Origin of the sequence: Grimontia sp. NTOU-MAR1, assembly GCF_035758505.1 — a bacterium.
In the GTDB taxonomy this organism is placed as follows: Bacteria; Pseudomonadota; Gammaproteobacteria; order Enterobacterales; family Vibrionaceae; genus Enterovibrio; species Enterovibrio marinus.
In genome coordinates this window covers 2,341,551-2,366,972 of sequence record NZ_CP142108.1, presented here as the reverse complement: position 1 = coordinate 2,366,972, position 25,422 = coordinate 2,341,551, and the positions used below count along the sequence as shown (strand labels likewise).

The 25,422-nt window shown below is 49.7% G+C and carries 25 protein-coding genes and 1 riboswitch; of the genes, 20 read left to right on the top strand and 5 right to left on the bottom strand.

Going from position 1 to position 25,422, the window contains the following annotated elements:
* Positions 1-197: 197 nt before the first annotated feature.
* From pckA to hslR, 3 genes are all read right to left on the bottom strand, one after another.
* Positions 198-1,829: a phosphoenolpyruvate carboxykinase (ATP) gene (pckA, locus tag VP504_RS10805; protein WP_325891156.1), complete on the bottom strand. Its 1,632-nt coding sequence runs from the start codon at positions 1,827-1,829 to the stop codon at positions 198-200.
* A 310-nt stretch (positions 1,830-2,139) separates the two neighbouring features.
* Positions 2,140-3,015 (bottom strand): Hsp33 family molecular chaperone HslO, encoded by an 876-nt coding sequence (gene hslO / locus VP504_RS10800; RefSeq protein WP_325891154.1) that lies wholly within the window; start codon positions 3,013-3,015, stop codon positions 2,140-2,142.
* Between the two features lie 18 nt (positions 3,016-3,033).
* A complete protein-coding gene (hslR, locus tag VP504_RS10795) occupies positions 3,034-3,444 on the bottom strand; it encodes a ribosome-associated heat shock protein Hsp15 (RefSeq protein WP_325891152.1) in 411 nt (136 codons plus the stop codon).
* A gap of 275 nt (positions 3,445-3,719) precedes the next feature.
* On the opposite strand from hslR, the gene gspC reads away from it, so the two are divergent.
* The 14 genes from gspC to cysQ all read left to right on the top strand — a co-directional run bounded on the left by gspC (position 3,720) and on the right by cysQ (position 16,327).
* Positions 3,720-4,634, top strand: coding sequence for a type II secretion system protein GspC (gene gspC, locus VP504_RS10790; protein WP_325891151.1), 915 nt, complete (start codon positions 3,720-3,722; stop codon positions 4,632-4,634).
* Between the two features lie 23 nt (positions 4,635-4,657).
* Positions 4,658-6,676: a type II secretion system secretin GspD gene (gspD, locus tag VP504_RS10785; protein ID WP_325891149.1), complete on the top strand. Its 2,019-nt coding sequence runs from the start codon at positions 4,658-4,660 to the stop codon at positions 6,674-6,676.
* A 61-nt stretch (positions 6,677-6,737) separates the two neighbouring features.
* Positions 6,738-8,210 carry a type II secretion system ATPase GspE gene (gene gspE, locus VP504_RS10780; protein ID WP_325894033.1) on the top strand — a complete coding sequence of 491 codons (1,473 nt, stop codon included), beginning with the start codon at positions 6,738-6,740 and terminating at the stop codon, positions 8,208-8,210.
* On the top strand, positions 8,210-9,430 hold the full coding sequence (gene gspF / locus VP504_RS10775) for a type II secretion system inner membrane protein GspF (protein ID WP_325891148.1): 1,221 nt from the start codon (positions 8,210-8,212) through the stop codon (positions 9,428-9,430). The genes gspE and gspF overlap by 1 nt, the downstream gene beginning before the upstream one ends.
* 44 nt (positions 9,431-9,474) lie before the next feature.
* Positions 9,475-9,912 carry a type II secretion system major pseudopilin GspG gene (gspG, locus tag VP504_RS10770; RefSeq protein WP_062708753.1) on the top strand — a complete coding sequence of 146 codons (438 nt, stop codon included), beginning with the start codon at positions 9,475-9,477 and terminating at the stop codon, positions 9,910-9,912.
* Between the two features lie 2 nt (positions 9,913-9,914).
* Entirely contained in the window at positions 9,915-10,472 is a 558-nt protein-coding gene (gene gspH, locus VP504_RS10765) for a type II secretion system minor pseudopilin GspH (protein ID WP_325891146.1), read from the top strand.
* The gene (gspI, locus tag VP504_RS10760; protein ID WP_084387695.1) at positions 10,469-10,831 is read left to right on the top strand and encodes a type II secretion system minor pseudopilin GspI; all 363 of its coding nucleotides are present in this window, start codon (positions 10,469-10,471) and stop codon (positions 10,829-10,831) included. Before gspH ends, gspI begins: the two co-directional genes overlap by 4 nt.
* Positions 10,815-11,456: a type II secretion system minor pseudopilin GspJ gene (gene gspJ, locus VP504_RS10755; protein ID WP_325891145.1), complete on the top strand. Its 642-nt coding sequence runs from the start codon at positions 10,815-10,817 to the stop codon at positions 11,454-11,456. Before gspI ends, gspJ begins: the two co-directional genes overlap by 17 nt.
* Complete coding sequence (gene gspK, locus VP504_RS10750; protein ID WP_325891144.1) at positions 11,456-12,466, top strand: type II secretion system minor pseudopilin GspK; 1,011 nt, start codon at positions 11,456-11,458, stop codon at positions 12,464-12,466. The genes gspJ and gspK overlap by 1 nt, the downstream gene beginning before the upstream one ends.
* A complete protein-coding gene (gspL, locus tag VP504_RS10745; RefSeq protein WP_325891143.1) occupies positions 12,438-13,643 on the top strand; it encodes a type II secretion system protein GspL in 1,206 nt (401 codons plus the stop codon). The genes gspK and gspL overlap by 29 nt, the downstream gene beginning before the upstream one ends.
* A complete protein-coding gene (locus VP504_RS10740; RefSeq protein WP_062708762.1) occupies positions 13,640-14,125 on the top strand; it encodes a type II secretion system protein M in 486 nt (161 codons plus the stop codon). Before gspL ends, VP504_RS10740 begins: the two co-directional genes overlap by 4 nt.
* 1 nt (position 14,126) lies before the next feature.
* Positions 14,127-14,876, top strand: a complete 750-nt coding sequence (locus tag VP504_RS10735) for a type II secretion system protein N (protein WP_325891142.1) — start codon at positions 14,127-14,129, stop codon at positions 14,874-14,876.
* 21 nt (positions 14,877-14,897) lie between these two features.
* Positions 14,898-15,449 carry an ADP compounds hydrolase NudE gene (gene nudE / locus VP504_RS10730; RefSeq protein WP_062708770.1) on the top strand — a complete coding sequence of 184 codons (552 nt, stop codon included), beginning with the start codon at positions 14,898-14,900 and terminating at the stop codon, positions 15,447-15,449.
* A gap of 62 nt (positions 15,450-15,511) precedes the next feature.
* Positions 15,512-16,327 (top strand): 3'(2'),5'-bisphosphate nucleotidase CysQ, encoded by an 816-nt coding sequence (gene cysQ, locus VP504_RS10725; protein WP_046305057.1) that lies wholly within the window; start codon positions 15,512-15,514, stop codon positions 16,325-16,327.
* Positions 16,328-16,402: 75 nt separating this feature from the next.
* On the opposite strand, the gene sthA is transcribed toward cysQ, so the two are convergent.
* Positions 16,403-17,818, bottom strand: a complete 1,416-nt coding sequence (sthA, locus tag VP504_RS10720; RefSeq protein WP_062708773.1) for a Si-specific NAD(P)(+) transhydrogenase — start codon at positions 17,816-17,818, stop codon at positions 16,403-16,405.
* A 260-nt stretch (positions 17,819-18,078) separates the two neighbouring features.
* Here sthA and fabR point away from each other — a divergent pair, with 260 nt between their 5' ends.
* Complete coding sequence (gene fabR, locus VP504_RS10715; RefSeq protein WP_062708777.1) at positions 18,079-18,723, top strand: HTH-type transcriptional repressor FabR; 645 nt, start codon at positions 18,079-18,081, stop codon at positions 18,721-18,723.
* Positions 18,724-18,728: 5 nt separating this feature from the next.
* Positions 18,729-19,112 carry a YijD family membrane protein gene (locus VP504_RS10710; protein WP_062708780.1) on the top strand — a complete coding sequence of 128 codons (384 nt, stop codon included), beginning with the start codon at positions 18,729-18,731 and terminating at the stop codon, positions 19,110-19,112.
* Between the two features lie 52 nt (positions 19,113-19,164).
* Here VP504_RS10710 and trmA read toward each other — a convergent pair whose 3' ends face one another.
* Entirely contained in the window at positions 19,165-20,271 is a 1,107-nt protein-coding gene (trmA, locus tag VP504_RS10705) for a tRNA (uridine(54)-C5)-methyltransferase TrmA (protein ID WP_325891140.1), read from the bottom strand.
* Between the two features lie 149 nt (positions 20,272-20,420).
* On the opposite strand from trmA, the gene VP504_RS10700 reads away from it, so the two are divergent.
* From VP504_RS10700 to VP504_RS10685, 4 genes are all read left to right on the top strand, one after another.
* Entirely contained in the window at positions 20,421-20,948 is a 528-nt protein-coding gene (locus tag VP504_RS10700) for an ATP--cob(I)alamin adenosyltransferase (RefSeq protein WP_325891139.1), read from the top strand.
* Positions 20,949-21,001: 53 nt separating this feature from the next.
* Positions 21,002-21,208, top strand: a riboswitch (cobalamin riboswitch).
* 49 nt (positions 21,209-21,257) lie between these two features.
* A complete protein-coding gene (locus VP504_RS10695) occupies positions 21,258-23,198 on the top strand; it encodes a TonB-dependent receptor (protein ID WP_325891138.1) in 1,941 nt (646 codons plus the stop codon).
* A gap of 114 nt (positions 23,199-23,312) precedes the next feature.
* On the top strand, positions 23,313-24,647 hold the full coding sequence (locus VP504_RS10690; RefSeq protein ID WP_325891013.1) for an IS4 family transposase: 1,335 nt from the start codon (positions 23,313-23,315) through the stop codon (positions 24,645-24,647).
* A gap of 47 nt (positions 24,648-24,694) precedes the next feature.
* A complete protein-coding gene (locus tag VP504_RS10685) occupies positions 24,695-25,357 on the top strand; it encodes an ATPase (RefSeq protein ID WP_325891137.1) in 663 nt (220 codons plus the stop codon).
* Positions 25,358-25,422 lie beyond the last annotated feature (65 nt).

The window sequence follows — 25,422 nt, the reverse complement described above, 5'->3', positions numbered from 1 at the left end:
CTCTCTTCAGTTATCCGACGTGTAAGGTGCAGCGTGTTACGCCGCGATTCTTTTGAGGTTGGCGTAAAAATTGACGTTATTCAAGCAGTAATCCGTTTCAACACCAAGGCAGTGAAGAAATTTAGATATTGTCCTGCAAACCACAAAACAAAAAGCCCCCGAAGTTGGGGGGGGCTTTGAATCTTGGTATTTGTTGTTTAGCTGAGCTGAGGCCCTGCTTTGACCAATGCCTCGCCTTCTGGCGTGTCAGTGTATTTCGCAAAGTTATCGACAAAGCGTTTTGCCAGATCCTGTGCTTTGCTTTCCCATTGCAGAGGGTCAACGTAGGTATCACGTGGATCCAGAATGTCAGGGTTAACATCGTGCAGTTTCACTGGCACTTCGAGATTGAAGATTGGCACCACTTTGGTTTCTGCTTTTTCAATCGAGCCGTCAAGGATCGCGTCGATGATCGCACGGGTATCTTTAATTGAAATACGCTTACCAGAACCGTTCCAGCCAGTATTGACCAGATAGGCTTCTGCACCTGCCGCTTCCATACGTTTCACCAGCACTTCCGCGTACTTGGTTGGATGCAGCGTCAGAAACGCATTACCGAAACAAGCAGAGAAAGTTGGGGTTGGCTCAGTGATACCTCGCTCAGTACCTGCCAGCTTGGCAGTGAAGCCAGACAGGAAGTGGTATTTGGTTTGCTCCGGTGTCAGCTTGGATACCGGAGGAAGTACACCGAACGCATCCGCAGAAAGGAAGATTACTTTGTTAGCATGGCCGCCTTTCGAAACCGGCTTCACAATATTTTCAATGTGGTAAAGCGGGTAAGAAACACGGGTATTCTCTGTTTTAGAACCGTCGTCGAAATCAATGGAGCCGTCGTTGCGAACGGTGACATTTTCCAGGAGTGCATCGCGGCGAATCGCGTTGTAAATGTCTGGCTCGGCCTCTTTAGACAGCTTGATGGTTTTCGCGTAACAGCCGCCTTCAAAGTTGAAAACGCCGTTATCATCCCATCCATGCTCATCATCGCCGATCAGTGCGCGTTTCGGATCGGTAGACAGTGTGGTTTTGCCTGTACCTGACAGACCAAAGAAAACCGCTACTTCACCATCTTTGTTCATGTTGGCAGAACAGTGCATAGATGCAATGTCTTGGAGCGGCAGGAAGTAGTTCATCATGGCGAACATTCCTTTCTTCATCTCACCGCCGTACCAGGTACCGCCGATGAGCTGCATGCGCTCAGTCAGGTTAAAGACAGTGAAGTTTTCGGAGTTCAGACCATGCTCCTGCCACTTCTCGTTGACGCACTTCGCGCCGTTCATGACCACGAAATCAGGTTCAAAGTTTTCCAGCTCTTCTTCTGTTGGGCGGATAAACATATTTTTCACAAAGTGTGCCTGCCAGGCCACTTCGGTGATCACGCGAATGCTCAGTCGGGTATCAGGGTTAGCGCCACAGTAACCATCAATCACAAACACGCGTTTGCCTGACAGCTGGCGGGTAACGAGGGATTTGAGGTCTTCCCAGACGTGTTGGTCGATCGGTTTATTATCGTTGGTCCCTTGATCTGACCACCACATGGTGTCTTGGGTAGTATTGTCGCGCACAATGTATTTGTCTTTGGGAGAACGACCGGTAAAAATCCCGGTGTCAACAGCCACTGCGCCCAGCTCAGTCACAGTGCCTCTCTCAAATCCTTCCAGTTCCGGCTTGGTTTCCTCGACGAAAAGTTGTTCGTATGTAGGGTTACGAACAATCTCTTTAACATCGTACAAGCCGTGTTTTGACAAATCGATATTATTTGCAACCTTTTTTTCGACGTTCATGACAGTCATAGGTGCTCCTTGGGTAAGATGTAGTGTAACTGTCGTCCATGCTAGCAACCTGAATTAGCCAATTCAGAGAGTTAACTCAAAAAATAACCACAAACAAATTAAGCGTTTGTAATGGTCTTAACCAGTCTGTACCTATAATATTACCGCCATGTTGCGCGCATGTGCCATACGGAAGTGGTTATTATTTGTACAAAATTAAGCAGTTAGAATGCGGCGTATTTTTTTTGAAAAAGAGAAGTGATAGGTGAAAAAACCGGCGAAAAAGCCGGTTTTTGTGGGTTTTTTGACCATTAATTATTTGAGAGAATTATTAATGCACGGCTTCTGAAGAGGGACCGTTTTGGTTGAAAATTGCTGAAATATCAACGGAATCAAATTCGTAGTCAGCGCCGCAGTAGTCGCAGTGAAGTTTGATATTTCCGGTCTCAGCGACCATTTTTTCAACTTCCTGACGTTCAATTGCAGCAATGGCTGAAGCGCTGCGCTCGCGCGAGCATGAACACTTGAATGTCACAATTTTCGGCTCGTAGACTTTCACATTTTCCTGATGGTAAAGACGGTATAACACTTCTTCCGCTTCTAGATTGAAAAGTTCTTCGTCTTTGACCGTTTCAGTCAACTTCGCTAGATGATCGAAATCGTCTTCATTGCCGATGCCGTCTGGCAAGACTTGCAGCAGCATACCAGCTGCTTTCGATTTGTCTTCTACTTCACCAGTACGCAGCCACAGACGTGTCTTTAATTGCTCTGAACGTGCGAAGTAATCCTCGAGACATTCCTGCAGCGTGTTCCCCTCCAGACCTACGATGCCTTGATATCGCTCGCCTTGCTCCGGCTCAATAGTGATCACGATGTGGCCTTTACCCATCAGCTCTGGCAGCGTTGCGGTTTCCGGCAGTTCACCGTTCCAGCGCGCAGTGCCGCGCAGTACTTGATTATGGTTGCCGTTGATAACAATGAGAGATACCGGTCCATCACCCTGGATTTGTACCGTGATACTGCCTTCAAACTTCAGTGTTGCTGTCAGCAGGCTGGTTGCGACCATCAACTCGCCTAGCAGATCTTTGACTGGAGCCGGGTAGTCTTTGCTGCCGGTCAGCTGTTGGAATGAATCAGAAAGTTGAACCAGTTCGCCGCGTACGGAGACGCCATCGAACAAATAACGGTGCAGACTGTCTTGTGCCATGGGATAACTTCTCCGGCGTTAATCGTTACTGTTTCTAAATTTGATAATATCGCGTCGCTGCTTTTTGTCGGGACGACGATCTGGACTTGGGTTATGTGCGTTAAGCTGGCGCTCTAAGCTGCGTTGTTCCCTGCGCGACAGGCTTTCATCAGTTTCTCGGTAAAGGGCTTGAGCTTCAGGTGCACCTCGGCGACGTTCGCTCAATTGTTCAACGACGATGATTTTCTCATCAAAACCCTGTCTCAGTTTGATCTCGGCACCAATTTCTACCAGTTTGCTCGGTTTTGACCGCTGACCGTTGTAGTGGACCTTGCCGCCATCGATCATATTTCTCGCTATGGTACGGGTTTTATAAAAACGCGCTGCCCAAAGCCACTTATCCAGCCTTACCTGCAAATCTTGGTCAAATTGATTGTGTTTCGAGCCCACTAGACACTCCTTTACATTCAGGGGGCTAAACTTATCACGTTTGCTGAATACGATCAGCATCACAATTAGAGCTCTTATATGGTGTTCATTCGTCTAACTTTCAAGCCGCAATGGAATCATTCAGACAAAAAAGGGCTCTCACTTATCGGCAATGGAAAAGAAAACAGGTAAATTGAACAGTCAATTTTATATTCTTGTATTAAAGTGCCGTCAGGTACCAAATACGGCAAATGACTGAATGGCAATGAAATGCCGATGTTTGTAACAGGAAAAGCATGTCTGCGAATTTTGGGATAAAGCGCTCGCTCGTTTTGGCACAACCGCAACTTGGAAAGGCGTTTCCCGCTTCTCTTGCGAAGTGGGTGACGTGTTTACTGGTGTTGATACTGGCTTGGACGCTGGGAAGATTGGTGTGGGTTTGGGTACCAAACGCTGCACCGGAAGATGTTTCTGATACCCCGGCTGCGGTGGCAAGTGTCAGTACACAGGGTCCTGCCTATCAGCTAGACCAATTGGTTAACCGCCACTTCTTTGGCCGATACAGTGCCAAAGCTGCACCTGTTGAGAAAAAGCCTGAACCCGTTGTTGATGCCCCGCGTACCCGCTTGAATCTAACCTTGGTGGGACTGGTCGCAAGTTCTGAGCCGGATCGCGGCCTGGCTGTGATTGCCAACCGTGGCTCGCAAAAAACCTACGGCATTGGTGAAGCGATAGAGGGGACGCGGGTTATTCTCCGTCAGGTCCTCAATGATCGCGTTATCCTCAGAAACAACGGTCGCGATGAAGCATTGATGCTGGCAGGTGTAGATTATAACAAAGCCAGTTCCTCGCCAGTGCCGACCCGTGCAAAAGCAAAGCCGACTATTCCACAAAACACAGGACAGGCAGATCTGAGTAACGTGAAAGCGGAAATTATGAACAATCCACAGTCGCTGCTCAAATTCATCACTCTGTCGCAGGAAAGAAATGAAGAGGGGCTGGTGGGTTATCGTTTGGGGCCTGGTGGGGACAGCAGGCTGTTCGAACAGGCGGGTCTTCAGGCCGGTGATATCGCTGTGGGTATTAATGGGGCGGATTTGACTAACCCAGCGGAAATGAACCGTATCTGGCAAAGCTTGTCTGATGCCTCAGAGATCAGCCTTACCGTCCAACGTGACGGTCAATTGCACGAAATTTATATCGGTCTGTAACTGGACAGGAAACGGAGAACGAAGTGAATACGTGGAAAAAACGTAAAACAACCTGGTTAGTTGCAGGTGTGCTCGCCATGCAGAGCATGGGAGCTTGGGCTGCCGAGTTCAGTGCCAGTTTTAAGGGAACAGATATTCAGGAGTTTATCGAGATTGTAGGACGCAACCTCGAGAAGACCATCATTGTTGACCCAGCGGTGCGCGGCAAAGTGAACGTGCGCAGCTACGATGTGCTGAATGAAGATCAGTACTACCAGTTTTTCCTCAACGTACTGTCTGTCTATGGCTTTGCAGTAGTTGAAATGGAAAACGGTGTGTTGAAAGTGGTGCGTGACAAAGACGCAAAGCAATCAGCGATTCCAGTTGTGGGTGATAACGACAACATTCAAGGCGATGCGGTTGTCACCCGTGTTGTTTCAGTGAAAAACGTCTCTGTGCGGGAATTGTCACCGCTACTGCGACAGCTGATTGATAACGCCGGTGCTGGTAACGTGGTTCACTATGACCCGGCGAATGTCATCATGATCACGGGTCGTGCAGCGGTGGTGAACCGGCTGGCAGATATCATCGAGCGCGTTGACCAGGCGGGTAACAAAGAAGTTGAGGTGGTTAACCTCAAGCATGCTTCGGCATCAGAAATGGTGCGCATTGTTGAAAGCTTGAATAAGCAAGGCGACGGCAAGAACACCCCAGCGCTATTGCAGCCAAGTTTTGTTGCCGATGAGCGCACCAACTCCGTACTGATCTCCGGTGAACCGCAGGTACGCGATCGCATCCGCCGTCTGATTTCCCAGCTTGACCGTGAAATGGCAACCGTTGGTAACAACCGCGTTATTTATCTGCGTTACGCCAAGGCCGAAGACGTGGTTGATGTGCTTCAGGGCGTATCTGAAAACTTGATTGCTGAGAAACAGGGCGGTCAGAAGGCTGCTACCAGCGTGGGTGGCGACGTAAAGATTTCTGCGCATAAAGGCACAAACTCATTGGTTATTACTGCGCCACCAGACATTATGCGTGCGTTGGAAGGTGTGATTTCGCAGCTGGATATTCGCCGTGCCCAAGTTCTGATTGAAGCGATGATCGTCGAAATGTCAGAAAGCGACGGTGCAAATCTCGGTATTCAGTGGGGGTCACTGGACGGTGGTGGTATCCAGTTTGGTAATACCGGCGTACCCATCACTAACTACTTGGCTGCGCAGGAAGAAGCGAAAGACACCACAACCACAGAATCGCGCTTTGACAGCAACAACAATCTGGTGGAAGTGCCAATCACAGAATCCGGCGACCCTACGGCGATTGCTGAAGTGCTGGGCGGTGTAAGTGGCTTGGCTGCTGGTGTGGTGTTTGGTGACTGGACTGCTTTGGTGACTGCAGTATCAACCAACAGTGATTCCAACATCCTTTCTTCGCCAAGCCTGATGGTATTGGATAACGAAGAAGCCTCGTTCATCGTGGGTGAGGAAGTACCGGTTGTGACTGGCTCTGCCACAGGTTCCAACAACGACAACCCATTCCAGACGGTTGAGCGTAAAGATGTCGGTGTGAAACTCAAGATCACCCCGCAAATCAACGAAGGTGATTCCGTACAGCTCAACATCGAACAGGAAATCTCGAACGTATTGGGTGCAAGCGGCGCCGTCGATATCCGCTTTGGTAAGCGTCAAATCAATACCTCGGTATTGGCTGCTGATCAGCAGATGATTGTACTGAGTGGTCTGATTGACGAGCAAACCAACGAGAGCGAGCAGAAGGTACCTTTGCTGGGTGATATCCCAATTCTTGGCCACCTGTTCAAATCTACATCGTCAGGAAAAACCAAGCGTAACCTGATGCTATTTATCAAGCCGACTATCATCCGCACCGGTCTGACCGCAGATGGCATCACGCAACGCAAATACAACTACATCCGTGCAGAGCAGATTTTCCGCGCACAGGAAGAAGTAAAGTTGATGCCTGGCGTGAAAACGCCAGTATTACCGGAGTTTGGCTCTGATTTGACCATGCCTGCGGAAGTGCGCGCCATCATGGCTGAGCTGAGGTAAGGCCATGGAAATGCTGTCTCAGGAAACGGAAGCAGAACTGGTTCAGGACCTTAATGTCCCAATGGCAGCCACACGGCTGCCGTTTGGCTTTGCCAAGCGCCATGGCGTCGTGGTGGAGCGAACAGAGAACGGTTTTCTACTCTACTACCGCGATCAGCCAAAGCCTGCTGTGCTCAATGAAGTGCGTCGGGTTTTGGGTCATGGCTTCACGCCAGTTCAACTGCGCTCGGAAGACTTTGAGCCAAAGCTGACCCAGCTTTACCAGCGTGATTCATCAGAAGCTCAACAGCTGATGGAAGACATCGGTGCAGACAGTGACGACTTCTTTGCGCTGGCAGAAGAGCTGCCACAGAGTGAGGACTTGCTGGAGTCAGAAGACGATGCGCCGATCATCAAACTTATTAACGCCATGCTCGGTGAGGCGATCAAAGAAACAGCCTCGGATATCCATATTGAAACCTTCGAGAAGAGTCTGTCTATCCGCTTCCGCGTGGATGGTGTGCTGCGTGAGGTATTGAGCCCTAGTCGCAAACTGGCACCGCTTTTGGTATCACGTATCAAGGTCATGGCGCGACTGGATATTGCGGAAAAACGCGTGCCTCAGGATGGTCGTATTTCGCTGCGCATTGGTGGCCGTGCTGTTGATGTGCGTGTATCGACTATGCCGTCATCCCACGGCGAGCGCGTGGTACTGCGTCTTCTCGATAAAAACGCAACCCAGCTTGATCTAGAAAGCTTGGGCATGACCCCAGCGGTGCATGACAACTTCCAGCATCTTATCAAGCGTCCGCACGGTATCTTGCTGGTGACCGGTCCGACTGGTTCGGGTAAATCGACCACGCTTTATGCTGGCCTGACCGAGCTTAACAGTGCGGAGCGAAACATTCTGACGGTCGAAGACCCTATCGAATTTGATATCGATGGCATCGGCCAGACACAGGTGAATACCAAAGTTGATATGACCTTTGCCCGTGGCCTTCGCGCTATCTTGCGTCAGGACCCGGACGTGGTGATGGTTGGTGAGATCCGTGACCTTGAAACTGCGCAAATTGCGGTGCAGGCATCGTTGACGGGTCACCTTGTGATGTCGACGCTTCACACCAATACCGCAGTCGGTGCCGTGACCCGTCTTCGTGACATGGGCATTGAGCCGTTCCTAGTATCCTCTTCACTTCTTGGCGTGCTGGCGCAGCGATTGGTTCGTACCTTGTGCCCAGACTGCAAAGAACCTTATGAAGCTGATGCCCAGAGCAAAGCCTGGTTTGAAATGCCGGAAAGTGAATCGCTGACACTTTATAAAGCTAAAGGCTGTAAGAAGTGCAACCACAAAGGGTATCGCGGTCGTACCGGTATCCACGAACTTCTTGTGGTTGATACTCAAGTGCAAGAGCTTATCCATAACGAAGCGGGTGAGCAGGCGATTGAGCGTTATGTTCGCGAGTCTACCCCAAGCATCCGCGCTGATGGCTTGATGAAAGTGCGTCGGGGTGAGACCACGCTCGAAGAAGTCCTGCGTGTGACCAGGGAGGGCTGATGGCAGCGTTTGAATACAAAGCGTTAAATGCCAAAGGCCGCACCGTTAAAGGCGTTATTGAAGCTGACACAGCCCGTCAGGCGCGTCAGATGCTTCGTGAAAAATCGCTGGTGCCAATGGAAGTGGCCCAGACGCAAGAGAAAGAGCAGCAAAAGCAATCAGCTTCGGTAGGTTTCAAACGTGGTATCAGCACCAACGAACTGGCATTACTGACTCGTCAGCTTGCGACGCTCGTTCAGGCGGGTATGCCATTGGAAGAGTGTATCAAGGCCGTTGCCGAGCAATCTGAAAAGCAGCGTTTGAAGAACATGCTCACCGGTGTGCGTGCGCGTGTCGTTGAAGGCTATACACTTTCTGACAGTTTTGGTGATTACCCTCATGTGTTTGACCAACTGTTCCGCGCCATGGTTGCTGCCGGTGAGAAATCCGGTCACTTAGGCCCTGTGCTGGAACGTCTTGCTGATTACGTAGAAAATCGCCAGCAGGTCAAAAATAAGCTTATCCAGGCCATGGTGTATCCCATGGTGCTGACTGTCGCGGCTATTGGCATCGTAGCCTTTTTGCTCGCGACCGTTGTGCCGGACATTGTGGGCCAATTCCTACAAACCGGTGCGGAGCTGCCAAACATTACCAAAGTACTGTTGGCAGCCAGTGATTTCGTCACCAATTGGGGACTGTTGGTTTTGGGTGTCAGCCTTGCGTTGTTTGTGCTTTTCCGGGCGCTGCTTCGGAACGAAAGCCGGCGCCTTGGCTGGGACAGAAGTGTATTAAATATGCCGGTGGTTGGACGGGTTGCCCGGGGGCTAAATACCTCGCGCTTTGCCCGCACACTGTCGATTTGTACTTCAAGTGCCATTCCTTTGCTGGATGGAATGAAAGTCGCGGCAGATGTGATGACCAACACCTGGGTGAAGAGCAAAGTACTGGAAGCGTCAGATCGTGTCCGGGAGGGGGCGAGCCTTAGGGTATCGCTGGAAAAATCGAAACTTTTTCCACCCATGATGCTGCATATGATTGCCAGTGGTGAACGAAGTGGTGAGCTCGAACAGATGCTGACTCGCGCCGCAGACAATCAGGACAGAGATTTCGAATCCCAGGTCAATATCGCACTGGGTATTTTTGGTCCGGCGCTCATCATCGCGATGGCCGGTATCGTGTTGTTTATTGTCGTGGCAACCTTAATGCCAATTATTCAGCTCAACAATATTGTGGGCGTATAACCCCAACTCGCTGCCAAGCAGCATTCTTTCAGGAGAGATAGAAAATGCAACGTCGTCAACAGGGCTTCACCCTGCTGGAAATTATGGTTGTTATCGTTATTTTGGGTGTACTGGCAAGTTTGGTTGTTCCAAACCTGCTGGGGAATAAAGACAAAGCCGATCAGCAAAAAGCGGTGACGGATATCAGTGCGCTGGAAGGTGCGCTGGACATGTACCGTCTCGATAACAGCGTGTACCCAACGACCGATCAGGGTCTGGACGCACTGGTGAAAAAGCCCAGCTCGTCGCCAGAGCCACGCAACTACCGTGAAGGTGGTTACATCAAGCGTCTACCACAAGATCCTTGGGGTAATGAATACCAGTACCTGAATCCAGGAGAGCACGGCACCGTAGATATTTTTACCTTGGGTGCAGATGGTCAAGAAGGCGGTGACGGCGTGAATCAGGATATCGGCAACTGGAACATGCTGGACATTAATTAATCGTGAGAAGAAGGCGCCCGACCGGGTTCACATTGCTGGAAATACTGCTGGTGATGGTGTTATTAGCGATAAGCGCTGTGATCGTGGTGCCCAACCTTCCGCAGAACAAAAATGATGATGCTAAAGAAGAAGCACAGCGTTTCTTCCAGCTTATTCAGCTTTGGACTGAACAGTCCTTGCTGACCGGGCAAACTCTTGGACTCAATGTGGACAAAGACGGCTATCAACTGCTCCGCCTGACTCGTGAAGACTGGGTGCCGATGGAACAGGATAGAAAAGTCACGTCGGTTACTCTACCTGAAGGGTTGGAGCTTGATTTGGAAGTCAGTGGCTTTGTGGCGGAAGAAGACCGCTTGTTCGACAGAGAAAGCCTGTTTGATGAAGAGATGTTTGCCGATGAGGAAAGCAAACCGCCTCAGCCGCAAGTGTTGCTTATGGGGAACGGTGAGATCATTCCCTTTACCCTGACTATCGTGGCGGATGACAAGCGCCTGTGGCAGATAAAAGGCAATGACGTAGCAACATTTGAAGTAAAGAACTTGAATGAGGATAAAGAGTGATAAAGCATCGCGGCTTTACCCTGATTGAAGTCTTGGTAGCAATGGCAGTGTTTGCTGTGGCGGCTATGGCGGTGCTTAATGCGACTGGTCAGCATGTAAATTCGCTAGGTGCACTGGAAGAGAAAACTTTCGCGTCTATGGTGGCGGATAATCAATTGGCACTGTTTGTGCTGGAAGACAAACCGATTTCCTCTGCAAAAAATGGTAAGTCAGAAATGGCGGGGCGTGAGTGGTTCTGGACAGTCAAACCCATTGCGACTTCAGATAACTTGTTGCGCGCGGTCGATGTGATTGTGTGGCGTGATGAGCGGCGACAAAGCTCTCTGGTGACGGTAAGGACCTATGTACCAGCGAACTAAAAAAGTAAGGGGATTTACCCTGATTGAAGTGCTGTTAGCTTTGATGATTTTCGCCACCCTGAGTGTGGCGGCGAACCAGATTTTCCGTAATGTCATCAATAGCAATATACAGACAGAAGAAGTGGGCAATGCGCTGAAAAGCCTGCAACGGACGCTTCTGATCATGGACAGTGATTTTCGCCAGATGTTGGCGCGTCAGTACCGAAATGGTGGCGATGAAGCCAAAGAAACCTTGTTGGAATTTGGTGATGACTTTTTGGACTCCGAATCCCAGGGTATCCGCTTTGTCCGCGGTGGTTGGATCAATCCTCAACAGCTTTTTCCCCGTGGGGAAGTGGTAAAAGTGGGTTACCGCATTCAGGATGACACCTTGGAACGTATCCGCTGGATGTACCCGGATGACAGCTCAGCGACAGAACCAGCCTCTATGCCGCTGATGGAAGGGGTCACAGGTATTCACTTTGAAGTCAATGGAAGTGACGGTTGGAAAAAAAATTGGGACACACCGCTAGAAATGCCTAAAGCGATTCGGGTGGTGATGGAGACGGAACGTTATGGTGAACTAACCCGAGTGTATTTGCTACCGGGACAGACCATCTCCCCACCTACGGAGAACACGCCGTGATGCGCGGTCAATCGCAGCGTGGCGTTGCGCTTTTGGTGGTGTTGCTGATTATGGCACTGATGACCACGGTCGCGGTAAGCATGTCTGGCCGCATGTTTGTGAATTTCAACCGTGCGGAAAGTCAGGTGCGTTATCAGCAGGCCTACTGGTTCACGCAGTCTGTTGAGTCACTGGCGCGCTATGGTATCGAGCAAAGCTTCGATAGCGAAGACACAGTGACGCTGAGCCAACCATGGGCTGTGCGCGATCAGGTCTATCCGCTCGATGGTGGTCAGGCGACAGGTAATGTCTATGATCAGCAGGCGTGTTTTAACGTGAATGGGTTTCGCAGTGTCAAACCGACGGAAAACGGCACTAACCCGAAACTAGTGGTGTCATTCCAGCAGTTGATTGAATCGCAGGGTATCGACAGCTTTGAGGCGGAAACGGCAGCCGCAGCGACCTGGGAATTTATTGATACTGATACCAATGTTCAATCTCCCCTCGGTGTGGAAGACAGTGAATACGAAGCGCGTCCACAGCCGCATGTGGCGCCAAACAGTTTTATTGCGGATATTTCCGAGTGGCGCGCCATCAATGGTGTGACGCAAGAAGTGTTTGATAAAGTCAGCCCGCTGCTTTGCGCTATTCCGAGCGACAAGCTTGTGGTGAATGTGAATACGTTGACAGAGGAAGATGCTCCTATTCTAAGTGCCATCTTTCACCCGAGCCTCTCTGAGGAGCAGGCAAAAGAACTGATAAACGGAAGAAACGCCGTTGATGGCTGGCCAGATGTGGCCAGTTTTATGGCTGAGCCGTTGCTGGCCGATATTGAACAGGAAGAAAGGGGGCGCCTGCAGCCATATCTGGATGTGCGAAGCCGCTACTTTGAATTAGACACAGAAATTACCCTCGGTAGCGTAACGCTCAGACTGCGTTCTTTGCTGCAGAGGGATGACAACGGCGAGGTTAACGTTATCCGTCGTCGCTTTGGAGGAAAGAGTGAGCGAGATCCTGACAATCAGGCTTAACAGCGATCCGCAGGAGTCGATCCCCTGGCTGGTCTGGTCGCCAGCCCAGCAGGAAGTGATTGCTTCTGGCGAAGCCGAAAGCTTGTCACAGCTGACAGATTATGCGGCTGACCGGGACGTGGTCGCATTGGCTGACAGTGCTGCGATGACGCTGACTACGGCGACTATCCCCGCGGGCAGTGAGCGCCAGCTCGATACGGTTTTACCTTTCCTTTTAGAAGATGATTTGGCACAGGATGTTGATCAGGTTCATATCACTCTACTGGGTAAAAGCGGTGAGCTCGCTAACGTAGCGGTCATTGAGCACAAAGTGCTGCTACGTTGGCTGGACGACTTGTCGGAGGCCAACTTGCACGTCCGTAAACTGGTGCCGGATTGCCTCTGTCTACCGCTGCATGACGATGGCTACAGTGCGGCGAACCTCAATCATCGCTGGCTGTTGCGTACCGGAGAAACTGAGGGTAGTTCAGCGGAAGAAGGTTGGTTGCCTGTTTGGTTACAAAGCCTGGACAGTGCACAAGAAGAAGGCGGCATTAAAACCGTTTACAGCTATTCTGATGTGCCGGAAGACATGGGCGACAAATGGAAAGCTGAGCCTTGTGAGCTGGTGATGCTATTGCTTGCACAACAGGCAATGCAGAGCCGTTATAATCTGCTGGCCGGACGCTACAAACCACAAAACCAAATCTATAAACACCTCAAACCTTGGCGTGGCGCGGCAATCGCGGCTGCGGTATTGCTGGCAGTGTTGGGTGGCGAGGAGGTTGCAGATATTTACCAGATGGAATCACAGGCGGCGCAATATCGCGAGCTAAGTGAAGCCAAAGTGCGTGCGCTGTTGCCACAAAACCAGCGTATCCCAACCACAAGCTACATGCGTCGTATCTTAGAAGGTGAGGTGAATAGACTCTCTGGTGCAGGGACCCAGTCTGGTGTGATGGTATGGATGGCGGAATTAGGTCCGCTTCTGGAATCCGCACCTGGCATTCAGCTAGATGCAATGCGATTCGATCAGGATAGAGGGGAGCTTCGCCTCAATGCGCGTGGAAAAGATTTTGGGGATTTCGAAAAATTGCGTGAAGCCTTGTCGAGCAGATACAACACGGAGCTGGGGCAATTAAGCCGCGACCAGCAAACCGTCACTGGCGCCTTTGTATTGCGTAAGGAACCATCATGAAAGCACTGATCGCCTATTGGCAAGGGTTATCCCGTCGCGAACAGCGCTTGCTCAGTGTGGCAAGTGCAGTATTAGTTCTGGGTATCATGTACTGGGGTGTCGTAAGTCCACTTAAAGTGCGCGCAGAGCAGGCACAGCAGCGGCTGGTCAGTGAGCGTAATCTGTTGACTTGGGTAAACGGCAAAGCCGCTGAGATTGACGGTCTTCGCCGTGCAACCGGAAACCGCAGTCAGGTGAGTGCGTTACCACTTAATCAGTCTGTGACCACTACGGTGAAACGCTACAACCTGGAAATTGTCCGTTTGCAGCCGCAACGGGAAGAGATTCAAGTGTGGTTGAAACCGATGCCGTTCAATTCACTCATTAGCTGGCTCGATTTTCTCTCCACTAACCACGGTGTGGAAGTGAAGTTTATTGATGTTGGTAAAACCGACACCCAGGGTGTTGTTGAAGTAAAACGACTGCAGTTGGGAAGAGGGTAAAATGAAACGAGTGATCCTTTGGAGCTTGCTTTTCCTTGTGGTTCTGGTCGGGAGCGCGATTGTGCATATTCCGGCCAATTTGGTGGTTCGCCAGCTTCCGCCGACACAAGGGCTGGAACTGAGTGGTATTTCCGGCACCTTATGGAATGGCTCCGCTGCTAAGTTCTCATGGCAGGGGCAGCCGATGGGGAGACTGAAGTGGCAATTCAACCCCCTGAAGCTCTTTGCTGGCAAAGCGGATGTCGATCTTCGCCTTTCCGGTACGCCGGGGTTATCTGCCCGCGGAAACGTGGGCTACAGCTTGGGTGGTATCTACGCCAATAACCTACTTTTATCGGCATCGGCCAATATTGTGCAATCATTTCTTCCGACTCCATTGCCTGTTAGTCTATCGGGACAGTTTGATTTAACTGTACGCGATTACCTGTTTGGTCAGCAGCCTTTCTGCGAAGCCCTCGCCGGTAACCTTGCCTGGTCACAGGGTAATGTCGACTCGCCAATTGGCACGATTGATCCCGGTTTGGTGGTGGCGCAATTGTCCTGCAATGAAGGCCAGTTGGTGCTGGATGGCGACAGTGCATCTGACGCGATTGAAACCGAGTTCAATATTTTTCTGTCACCGGATCAACGTTACAGCCTGAATGGCTGGTTTGCGCCGGGTGACGCTTTTCCGGAAAGCATGCGTGGCCAACTTGGCTTTTTGGGCAATCCGGACAGTGAAGGCCGTTATCGCCTCAGTTTCAGCGGTTAATGCCTTCTCGGGAGAGTTAGCATGAAAAAGCACATTCCACCTGAAATCCTTCACGCCAAGGTCGTTGCCAAGTCGCGTCTGTTTCAGATTGAAGCCTTGGATTTAAAGTTCAGTAACGGTGAAGAACGCACTTATGAACGCATGAAACCAAGTGGCCGCAATGCCGTATTGGTCGTGCCGATAACTGAAAATGGCGATTTGCTGCTGGTACGTGAATACGCTGCCGGAACTGAACGTTATGAACTAGGCTTTCCAAAGGGGCTAATTGATCCTGGTGAGACCGCCTTAGAAGCGGGAAACCGAGAGCTCAAAGAGGAAATCGGTTTCGGTGCCCATCAATTGTTCCCGCTGAAAGAGGTGGTGCTCGCACCGTCTTACTTTTCCAGCAAAATGACCCTGTTGTTGGCGCAGGACCTATATCCAGAGAAGCTCGAGGGCGATGAACCTGAGCCATTGGAATTGGTCCGTTGGCCCGTCGCGCAGGCAGAAGAATTGTTATCTCACGTCGATTTTGGGGAAGCACGCAGTATTACCGCATTACTGTTGGCCTTGAGAGAGCTTTCCGGCCGCTGATCATTTCGTGACCAAAGGCTATTGGACAAAGTCGTAGTGTGAGAGCCCAAGAGGAGTGTTACATGGAGCTGTCACAACTGCTTCAGCCGGTGATAGAGATTGCCCGGGCTTCCGGTCAGGTGATCCTGGACATCTATCAGCGCGGTGAATTTGAAAAGAACATTAAAAGCGATGACACACCGGTGACCAGTGCCGATCTTGCTGCGCATAAACTGGTGACTGAACGTCTGAGTGCGTTAACCCCGGATATTCCTGTGTTATCAGAAGAAGATGCATCGATTCCGTTCGCCGAACGTGGCAACTGGGAGCGTTACTGGCTGGTGGATCCGCTGGATGGCACACAGGAGTTTATTGCTGGGAGTGGCGATTTCGCCACCATTATCGCGCTGGTGGAAAACAACCAGCCGGTGATGGGCGTGGTGTATGGCCCGGTGTCAGGAGTATCTTACTACGCAGCCAAAGGTCATGGTGCTTGGAAAGTAATGCCGGATGGTGAAAAACACCGTCTGTCTATCCTCAAGCATGAAGACGAATTAGCTTCCCTGTCGATTGCGATCAGCCGCCGCCAGGACATCAAAGCCATCACTGACCGCCTTGAACCGAGCCGTAATTATGACTTGGTGCCTTTAGGTTCTGCGGCGCTTAAGTCTTGTCTAGTGGCAGAAGGCGCAGTGGATTGTTACCTTCGCCTTGGCCCAACCGGCGAATGGGACACGGCGGCAACCCAATGCATCGTGGAAGAGGCGGGCGGACGTATTCTGGATATGACGCTTTCACCGCTTTCCTACAACGAGCGGGATTCACTGGAAAACCCTAATTTCATTGTACTGGGTGACACCGAGCTGCCTTGGCGACAGATTGTGAGATTGGAAGGTTAACGCAACCAGTTTTCGCCATCGTTCAGAGATAAAAAAACGGAGCAGAAGCTCCGTTTTTTATTGCCTGTTAGCAAATCAGAACAGACGGTTAAGGCCGTTCAATGCTGCTACGCGGTAGGCTTCTGCCATGGTCGGGTAGTTGAAGGTGGTATTGATGAAGTAATCCAATGTATTTCCTTCGCCTTTTTGCTCAAAGATCGCCTGGCCAATGTGGATGATCTCCGCCGCACGCTCACCAAAACAGTGGATCCCCAAGATCTCTTTAGTTTCGCGATGGAACAGGATTTTCAGACTTCCCACATCCATACCTGCAATCTGTGCACGCGCCAAATGCTTGAACTGCGCGCGTCCCACTTCATACGGCACTTTTGCTGCGGTTAGCTCCTGCTCGGTTTTACCCACGGAGCTGATTTCCGGAATGGTATAAATCCCGGTTGGGATATGGTCGATAAGGCGGCCTTTGGCCTGACCTTCTACCATTGCCTGAGCGACGATTCGCCCCTGATCGTAAGCTGCACTCGCAAGGCTTGGATAACCAATCACATCACCAACAGCATAAACGTGCTCTACTTCGGTGCCGTAATTATCGTTCACTTTCAGCTGGCCACGTGAATCTGCCTTTAAACCGACGGCTTTCAGGTTCAGCGCATCAGTATTACCGGTACGGCCGTTGGCAAACAGAATACAGTCGGCTTTCATCTTCTTGCCGGACTGTAGGTGCAGGATAACGCCGTCTTTGGTACCTTCGATTTTCTCGTAGGTCTCATCGTTACGGATCAGAACGCCGCTGTTCCAGAAGTGGTAGGAAAGCGAGTCTGACATCTCGTTGTCAAGGAACGAGAGCAGACGGTCTCGGGTGTTGATCAAATCCACTTTTATACCAAGACCACGGAAGATAGACGCATATTCGCTCCCGATAACACCGGCTCCGTAAATGATCACGTGGCGAGGGTCGTGCTGCAGCGAGAGGATAGAGTCACTGTCGTAGATACGTGGATGTCTGAAGTCGACATCTTTTGGACGGTAAGGGCGTGAACCGGTTGCGATAACGAATTTGTCTGCCGTGTATTTGTCGACACTGCCGTCCGCGGCTTTTACTTCAATTTCGTGCGTGCCACTGAACTTGGCACTGCCGTGAATGATGCTACAGAGGTTTCTGTCATAAAAGCCCTGACGCATGCGTGTCTGTTTGCCGATAACGGATTGGGCATGACCGAGAATGGCAGAAAAGGTACTGTGTACCTGCTTATTGTCGCCAGTATAAATCGGACTCTGGTTGAATTCGATAATACGGCTGACGGTGTGTCTCAACGCTTTGGATGGAATGGTGCCCCAGTGGGTACACCCGCCGCCAACGGTGCCTTCTTTTTCAATCACCGCGACGCGTAAACCCGCCTTGGTCAGACCCATGGCAGCGCCCTCGCCGCCGGGGCCACTGCCTATTACGATGACATCAAAATGGTTAGACGATGTAGGAGTCGCTTTGCTCATGTCCGTGTGGCCTTTTGTTTTCATTATGTTAAGGATTGCGGGCTAAGTGTAGCGCTCACAGGGCGTGGCGAGAATCAACTCGCTCTTATTCAGCGTAGGTGATCACGCTACTTAACGTAAAAACAGGCCGTTTATGATGTTAATTGCACGAAACATAGGTGATCTGATCTCGCTTCTCGGAAAGTGGAGTATAAGCACTGAACTCACTATAAAAACCGAGTATAGTTTGCGGTTAGATTTCATGAGGTAAAACACTGACGATGGGAATTAGAGCTCAACAGAAAGAAAAAACCCGGCGAACGCTGATTGATGCGGCTTTTAGCCAACTCAGCGCAGACCGAAGTTTTTCCAGTCTCAGTTTACGCGAAGTGGCACGTGAGGCCGGTATTGCACCGACATCGTTTTATCGTCACTTCAAGGATATGGACGAACTTGGTCTGACCATGGTGGATGAAGGTGGCTTGTTGTTGCGTCAGCTGATGCGACAGGCTCGTCAACGTATTGCTACCGAAGGCAGTGTTGTTAGAACGTCAGTCGAAACCTTCATGGAATTTATCGAAAGCAGCCCCAATGTATTCAGGCTGCTATTGCGTGAACGTTCAGGTACCTCTGCGGCTTTCCGCGCAGCCGTCGCACGAGAAATTCAACACTTTATCGCTGAGCTAACGGAATATTTCCAAGCGACAGGCGGATCGACCCGAGATGAAGCCTATAATCAGGCAGAGGCATGTGTCACTTTGGTATTCAGCTCTGGCGCAGAAGCGCTGGATTTGGACAAGCGTGCACGTGCTGAACTCGCGGAACGTCTTGTTACCCAGCTGCGCATTATCGCGAAAGGCGCATACTGGTACCGCAAAGAACGCGTACGCAATGCTCTCAAGGATAAGTTGTCTTCAGGCAGGTAAGTAATATGGAACAGAATCACCAATCAGAGCGTAAATTTCTCCTTCTCGCAGTGATCGCAGGTCTATGTGGTAGCGCATCACTGGCAACGCTTTTCATCGACAGCGTTGCATTCTCCATTTTTCCCATCATCGCCTTTGTTCTGGCGGTGTACTGCTTCTACCAGCAGCATGTTAATCAACCACTGACCGACGGCACACCGCTCATCGCGTTTGCCTGTTTTCTGGTTGGTGCGTTTGGTTACTCAGCGTTTGTACGCATGCAGGTACCAGAGTTGGGCGGTAATTTCTTCTCCATCATCGTGACCATGTTGTTGATATTCTGGGTGGCGTTCAAGATGGGCTGGCTGAGTGTCGGCGGCAAGAAAGAAGAAACGCCAGTCGAAGAGTAATGCTGACAACAAAAACACAAAAGGCGCCTTAGGCGCCTTTTTTCTCAGCGTTTTATTTGCGCTCGAGTAGAACACCCGCTTCCATGTGGTGTGTGTAAGGGAACTGGTCAAACAGCGCAAAACGTGTGATGCGATGTGTTTCTGACAGAATATCCAGATTCTCTTTCAGTGTCTCCGGATTGCAGGAGATATAAAGAATGCGGTCATATGCCTGCACCATGCGGCAAGTACCTTCGTCCATACCGGAACGTGGTGGATCGACAAAGATAGTGTTGCAGTTGTAGCTTTTCAGATCCACACCAGCTTGCTGCAAGCGGCGGAACTCGCGTTTACCTTCCATCGCTTCCGTGAATTCTTCCGCAGACATACGGATGATTTGGACATTGTCGATCTTGTTCGCTGCAATGTTCCACTGCGCAGATTCAACAGAAGGTTTAGCCAGTTCTGTTGCCAGCACGCGATCGAAGTTGTCTGCCAGTGCCAGCGAAAAGTTACCGTTTCCGCAGTAGAGTTCGAGCAGATCGCCTGTACTGTCATGGGTACAGTCAACAGCCCATTCCAACATCTTCTCTGCCACTTTCCCGTTTGGTTGGGTGAAGCTGTTTTCAATTTGCTGGTAGGTCAGGGTGCGATCGTTAACGTTTAACTTTTCTACCACGTAATCGCGGTCAATCACGATCTTTTGCTTACGCGCCCGGCCAATCAGGTTCAGGTTGAAGCCTTCATCGTTCAGACGTTGCTTCAGCATGCGCGCATTCACTTCCCACTCTTCGTCAAGCTGACGGTGGTAAAGCATCGAAACCAGTACTTCACCGCTCAGGGTAGACAGAAAGTCCACTTGGAACAGTTTGCGACGCAGGCTTTGAATCGGACGGATAGCATCAACCAGCAGTGGCATCAGATCGTTGATGATGCGGCTTGCCTGCGGGAACTGGTCCACACGGTACTTCTGCTTAGTCTCTTGATTGAACATGATGTAATAGAGGTCATCCCCTTCATGCCAGACGCGGAATTCCGCACGCATGCGGTAATGTTTGTCTGGAGACGGAAACACTTCCAGCTCAGGAGCATTGAACTCGGCGAACGCGCCTTGCATACGCGCGATTTTCTCGTCCAACTGCGCCTGATATTGGGTGGTGTCAATCAGGGTATTGCTCATATTACCTAACCTGCATAACTAAAAATGAGCGCAAATTGTAAGTAGCGGAACCATATTGTCCAGCCTTTTCGCTGACTTTTTCGCCAGTAGAAGCGTAAACCTGCGCCTTGGGATAATATTGGCACACTTTAATCACACCGAGCCTTGTCATGAGCTTTCGAAAACCAAAGAACCGCAAAGAGATTTGTTATCCGTTTATCTATGAATCGGCGTTGACCTGCGACTATGAAATCCACACTGACGAGCTTTGCAGTCTGGTGGGGATGGCACTGGCAACCTTGCCGGAAGGTTTTGATGATGTGCGGGAAGATCTCGAGACCCTTCACCCGAAAATCTATCACCTCAATGGTTCGGTGCGTGGGAAGACAGCCATCTTTGATGAAGACTTGGAATTGCTGCATGCCAGATATGATTACTACAACGAACTGAGCCGTGGCCGTATTAACCGCTTTGTGCTGCCAAGAGGTCCGGTTGGTGTAATGGCGCTACATCAGTGCCGCACGGGATCAAAGAAAACCGTGCGCTTACTTCACCGCTTAGATGAATCAGGCGTGACCTTTGAGCCTGTACTGCCCCGTTTCGCCAACCTGCTTGCCAACTTCTTCTTTGTGCTGACGGTGTACATCAAGATGAAGTTAGATGTGGAAGAAGTGGAGTTTGTTAGTCTCAGTTACTGAATGCGCTGCCAAGCACAATTCACCCATTTCCCAGACGAATGAGATTGAGTTCTCAATATCTGTGTATCAATAGCGCGCTGATTTCTCTATAATCTGCGCGCTTTCACTCCAGCTGGGAATCCGGTGTGAATCCGGAACTGGCGCGCAGCGGTAAAGAGAAACGAAAGTGACACGGCGAAAGCCAGACACTGCATTTTAATGTGGGAAGTCGTCACTGTAGGTAGTCTCCAAGTCCGAATATCAGCTGGGTCACAATATGGTTTCAGGATCTCCTGACATCATTGGATACACGCGATATTTGGATCTGATATGTCTAAAAAGCTACTTGCGGCAGGTATGCTGCTATGGGCTGCGTTTGCGCACGCCGAATCTACTACTTCCTCTGTTGACGATACGATGGTTGTCTTCGCTCGCAGCGAATTCGTAAACTCCATTGCAGACATCCCTTCTAATGTAACAGTTGTTACTCGTGATGAAATCGAAAAAAGCAATGCTAAATCGCTCGAAGCCTTACTCAAGGGGCGTGCTGGTATTCAGGTATCTGATTCAAACAGTGGAGCATCATTTTCACTCCGTGGCTTGAGCGGTGAGCAGGCCGCTAACAATGTTTTAGTGTTGTTAGATGGACGTCGACTCAACTCTCTGGATCTTACTTCACCAAACCTGAACTTCATTCAGCTAAACGATATCGAAAGTATTGAAATTTTATCGGGTAGTGCAGGTGTTCTATACGGCGATCAAGCTGTGGGTGGCGTTATCAATATTGTCACCCGCTCTTCTAAAGACGACAGAGTCACAGTGAGTGCTTCTTATGGAAGTTTTGACTCTGTAAATGCGAATGTAGCTACATCTGGCGCAATTAACGACAAGACGAGTTATCGTTTCTCTGCGACTCAAGATAACTCCGACAGCTATCGTAAGCACAACGCCAGCCAGAATGGGGCTTTGATGGGCCGTGTTGATTATGAAAACACAACAAGAAAAGCTTATTTGGAACTTGGCTACTATGATACCGAACGAGAGTATGCCGGAAGCCTGACAAAAGAGCAGTTTGAAACCGATCCAACTCAAGTTAACCCTTCAAATAAAGATGACTACAGTCATGCCTACACTCGTGTTGCACGCTTAGGCTTTGACCTAGCTTTAAGTGACGACTGGTTGTTGAAAAATGAATTTATCATTGATGATACGACTGAGCATGGTGCTATTTGGGGTGGAGCTACAAATGTAGATAGTGGTCAGGCTTTCTTATCAAGCCAAGTTGAAGGAAAGCATGATACATCTGCGGGAGAAGCTTATTTCCTCTTTGGTGTAGATGCAGGTAAGGCTGAGTATGACTATAAAAGTTCGTTTACTGACAGAGATATCGAGCAGAGAACCCTTAATGTCTACTCGCAGTATAAATATCCGCTAATTGAGGACTTGGTTTTCACTGTAGGCGGTCGTTATGGACGTGTAAAAGATGATCTTAACGATCAGGCTGTATACCCTGATGGAGTTAAACTTAAAGATGACGCTAATGCGTATGAGCTGGCGCTTAACTACCAGATTTCTAAAAAGTCTCGTGTATATGTTCGTACCGAGAGCAACTTCCGCTTTGCGAAAATATCAGAGCAAGCATACACACCAGCAAATGTAGTCGGATTAAAACCGCAAACAGGTTTATCCAATGAGTTGGGGTGGCACTACACTGACAGTGATTATTCAATCCGTATTGATGTGTTCAATTTACAACTAGAAGATGAAATTGTTTTTCTGAGTAGTGCAGCTCCACCAAATGGGGGGCTGTTTAATGGTGCAAACGTGAATGCTGATGCATCTGAACGAAATGGCGCTTCCATCTATGGTGACTATTACATCAATGAAGACTTCCTTGTTTCTGCTGAATACAGTTTTGTTGATGCGGAAGTTACCGAAGGCGAGGATAAAGACAAAGATGTTCCTTGGGTAGCAAATCATACTGCAAGAGTCGGGATGAACTACTTCATTACAGATAGCGTGGATGTTTACTCTGACGCGGTCTATACGGGATCAATGTACCAAGCGGGTGACTATTCAAATTCGTCGGGGAAAGTTAGTGCATACTGGCTAGTAAACTTAGCAGTTAATTACAACATTAATGAATCTCTGACTTTGTCAGGTAGTCTAGAGAACGTGTTTGATGAACAATACGCTTCGTACGTTCAATATGACGGGTATTATCCTAGAAGTGAGCGAGCGTTCTATGTAACTGGTACATATCAGTTCTAAGGTTCACTAAGCCGCCAAAGGGCTAACACCGATCAGTTAAGGCATTGATCAGTTGAACGATCCTACAGATGGTTAACAATACCCTCAGTACACTAATTGCTGAGGGTATTTTTTATGTTGGCTCACTGGCTGATTGATGTCGATACGTTTGCTGCACCCGAATCAATGGCTCTCTTCCAAAAAGAACTCCCGCTCGAATGGATAGAGCAAGCCCTTGATTCGACGAACAAAGCCAGTATGAGACGGCGTAAGTTACCCGCCGAACTTGTCGTTTGGTTGATTGTCGGTATTGGCTTGTATCGGGATAAACCCATCACGGAAGTTTTAGATAAATTAGACCTCAAGCTTTCCAACCACTTAGGGGATTCTGTTGCACCAAGTGCTATCCCTCAAGCGAGAAAGCGCCTCACCGCCCAACCTTTGGAAGCGCTTTTTAAACTGACAGCCGCCCATTGGACCCAGCAGGAAGATAGCGATGACAAATGGTTTGGCCTAAGTTTACTTTCAGTCGACGGCACTCAGTTCCGCACCCATGATACCGCCTGTCTTGCGGAGCACTTCCAATACATCAAGTACAATGAAAACCACCATACTGAATACCCGATTGTTCGATTATGTGCCCTCACATCGCTGCGAAGTCGTTTATTACATGATGTTGTCTTTGGGCCCAGCTCGACAGGTGAGGTCTCTTATGCCAAACAGCTGGCGGCTTCGGCTCCCGCTCACTCCCTGACGATTTTTGACCGCTGTTACCTCAGTGCTGAGTTGATGATTAATTGGCAACGGCAACATACGACGAGTCACTGGATGACGCCGATAAAATCCAACACGCAATATGAAGTGATTGAACAACTGGATAAGGAAGGGCGAGACCTTTTAGTGGAAATGAAAGTGTCAGCCCATGCTCGGAAACAAGACCCGAGCTTGCCGGAGAAATGGCAAGCCCGCCTTGTCCTGTCCCCCAAGCCAGAGCAACCCAATCACGTCAAAGGTGTCCTCACCTCCTTAACGAGTCTGGAATATGGTACGCAGTCATTACTGGATGTGTACTTTGAGCGATGGGAAATAGAGAACAGCTACGGAGAGATAAAGCACAATATGCTTGAAGATGAAGTGCTGCTACGAAGTCAGTCTGTGGAGGGGGTAATACAAGAAATCTGGGGACTATTGATAGCTTACAATTTGGTTCGTCTGGAAATCAGTCGTATTGCGAGAGAGGCGCAGGTATCGCCATTGCGGATAAGTTTTATGATGGCATTGAGAGATATTCAGGATGAGCTGATGTGGTGTGCGATAGCAGCCCCCGGCTCAATCCCGAGAAAGCTAAGAGCCATGCGGGAGAGAGTGAAACGCTACATACTCCCCAAAAAAAGAAAACGGCCCAAAGCGAGGACCGTTCGTATTAATAAAACTCGCTACCCTGTTCGCTCTAAGCACCTTAAACCTTAAGTGATAGGTGTTAGCCAAAGGGCGGCTTTTTACTTTCAGGAACACTTATGAAAAAACGCGTCATTGTCAGTTGGTCATCCGGTAAGGACTCAACCTTGACACTGTGCCGACTGCTAGAAGACGATCGTTATCAAGTTGTCGGGCTTTATACCACTTACGTAGCAGGCACTGTTCCTTTCCAGGCCACGCCCATCAAGGTTGTCAAAGCGCAGGCAGCAAGTATTGGATTGCCTCTGGTGCTTATCGAACTGAGCGAAGTTTTTCCTCCCAATGATGTTTATCAGAAGAGGGTTGTCGAAGGTATACGCGGTAGTGGGCTCAATGTGGATGCCGTAGCGTTCGGCGATATGTTCTGTAATGGCATAGAAGAATACCGCAGAAGCTATATTGAACCTCAGGGCTGGCAATGCATTTTTCCTTTGTTGGGTGATGAAAGCATTGTGCTTGCAAACGAAATTATTTCATCCGGAATCAAGACGACACTGTCGACTGTTGATACTTCTCAGTTGGACGGAAAGTACCTCGGAAGAGATTACAACTCAGCATTGATTGCTGACTTACTTTTGGGTTGTGACCCTTGCGGTGAAGACGGAGAGTTCCACACTATTGTCACGGATGCGCCTTGCTTTCAATACCCACTCGATATCGAGATCACAGGCTTTCAGCGAGAGGGGAGATTCCATCACCTCAGCTATCATCTCGTTAGTTGAAAGATTCAAATTCGATGGCGCGCAAAGTATGATTGCGTCGCAAGTAGATAACGAAGGGTTATAGC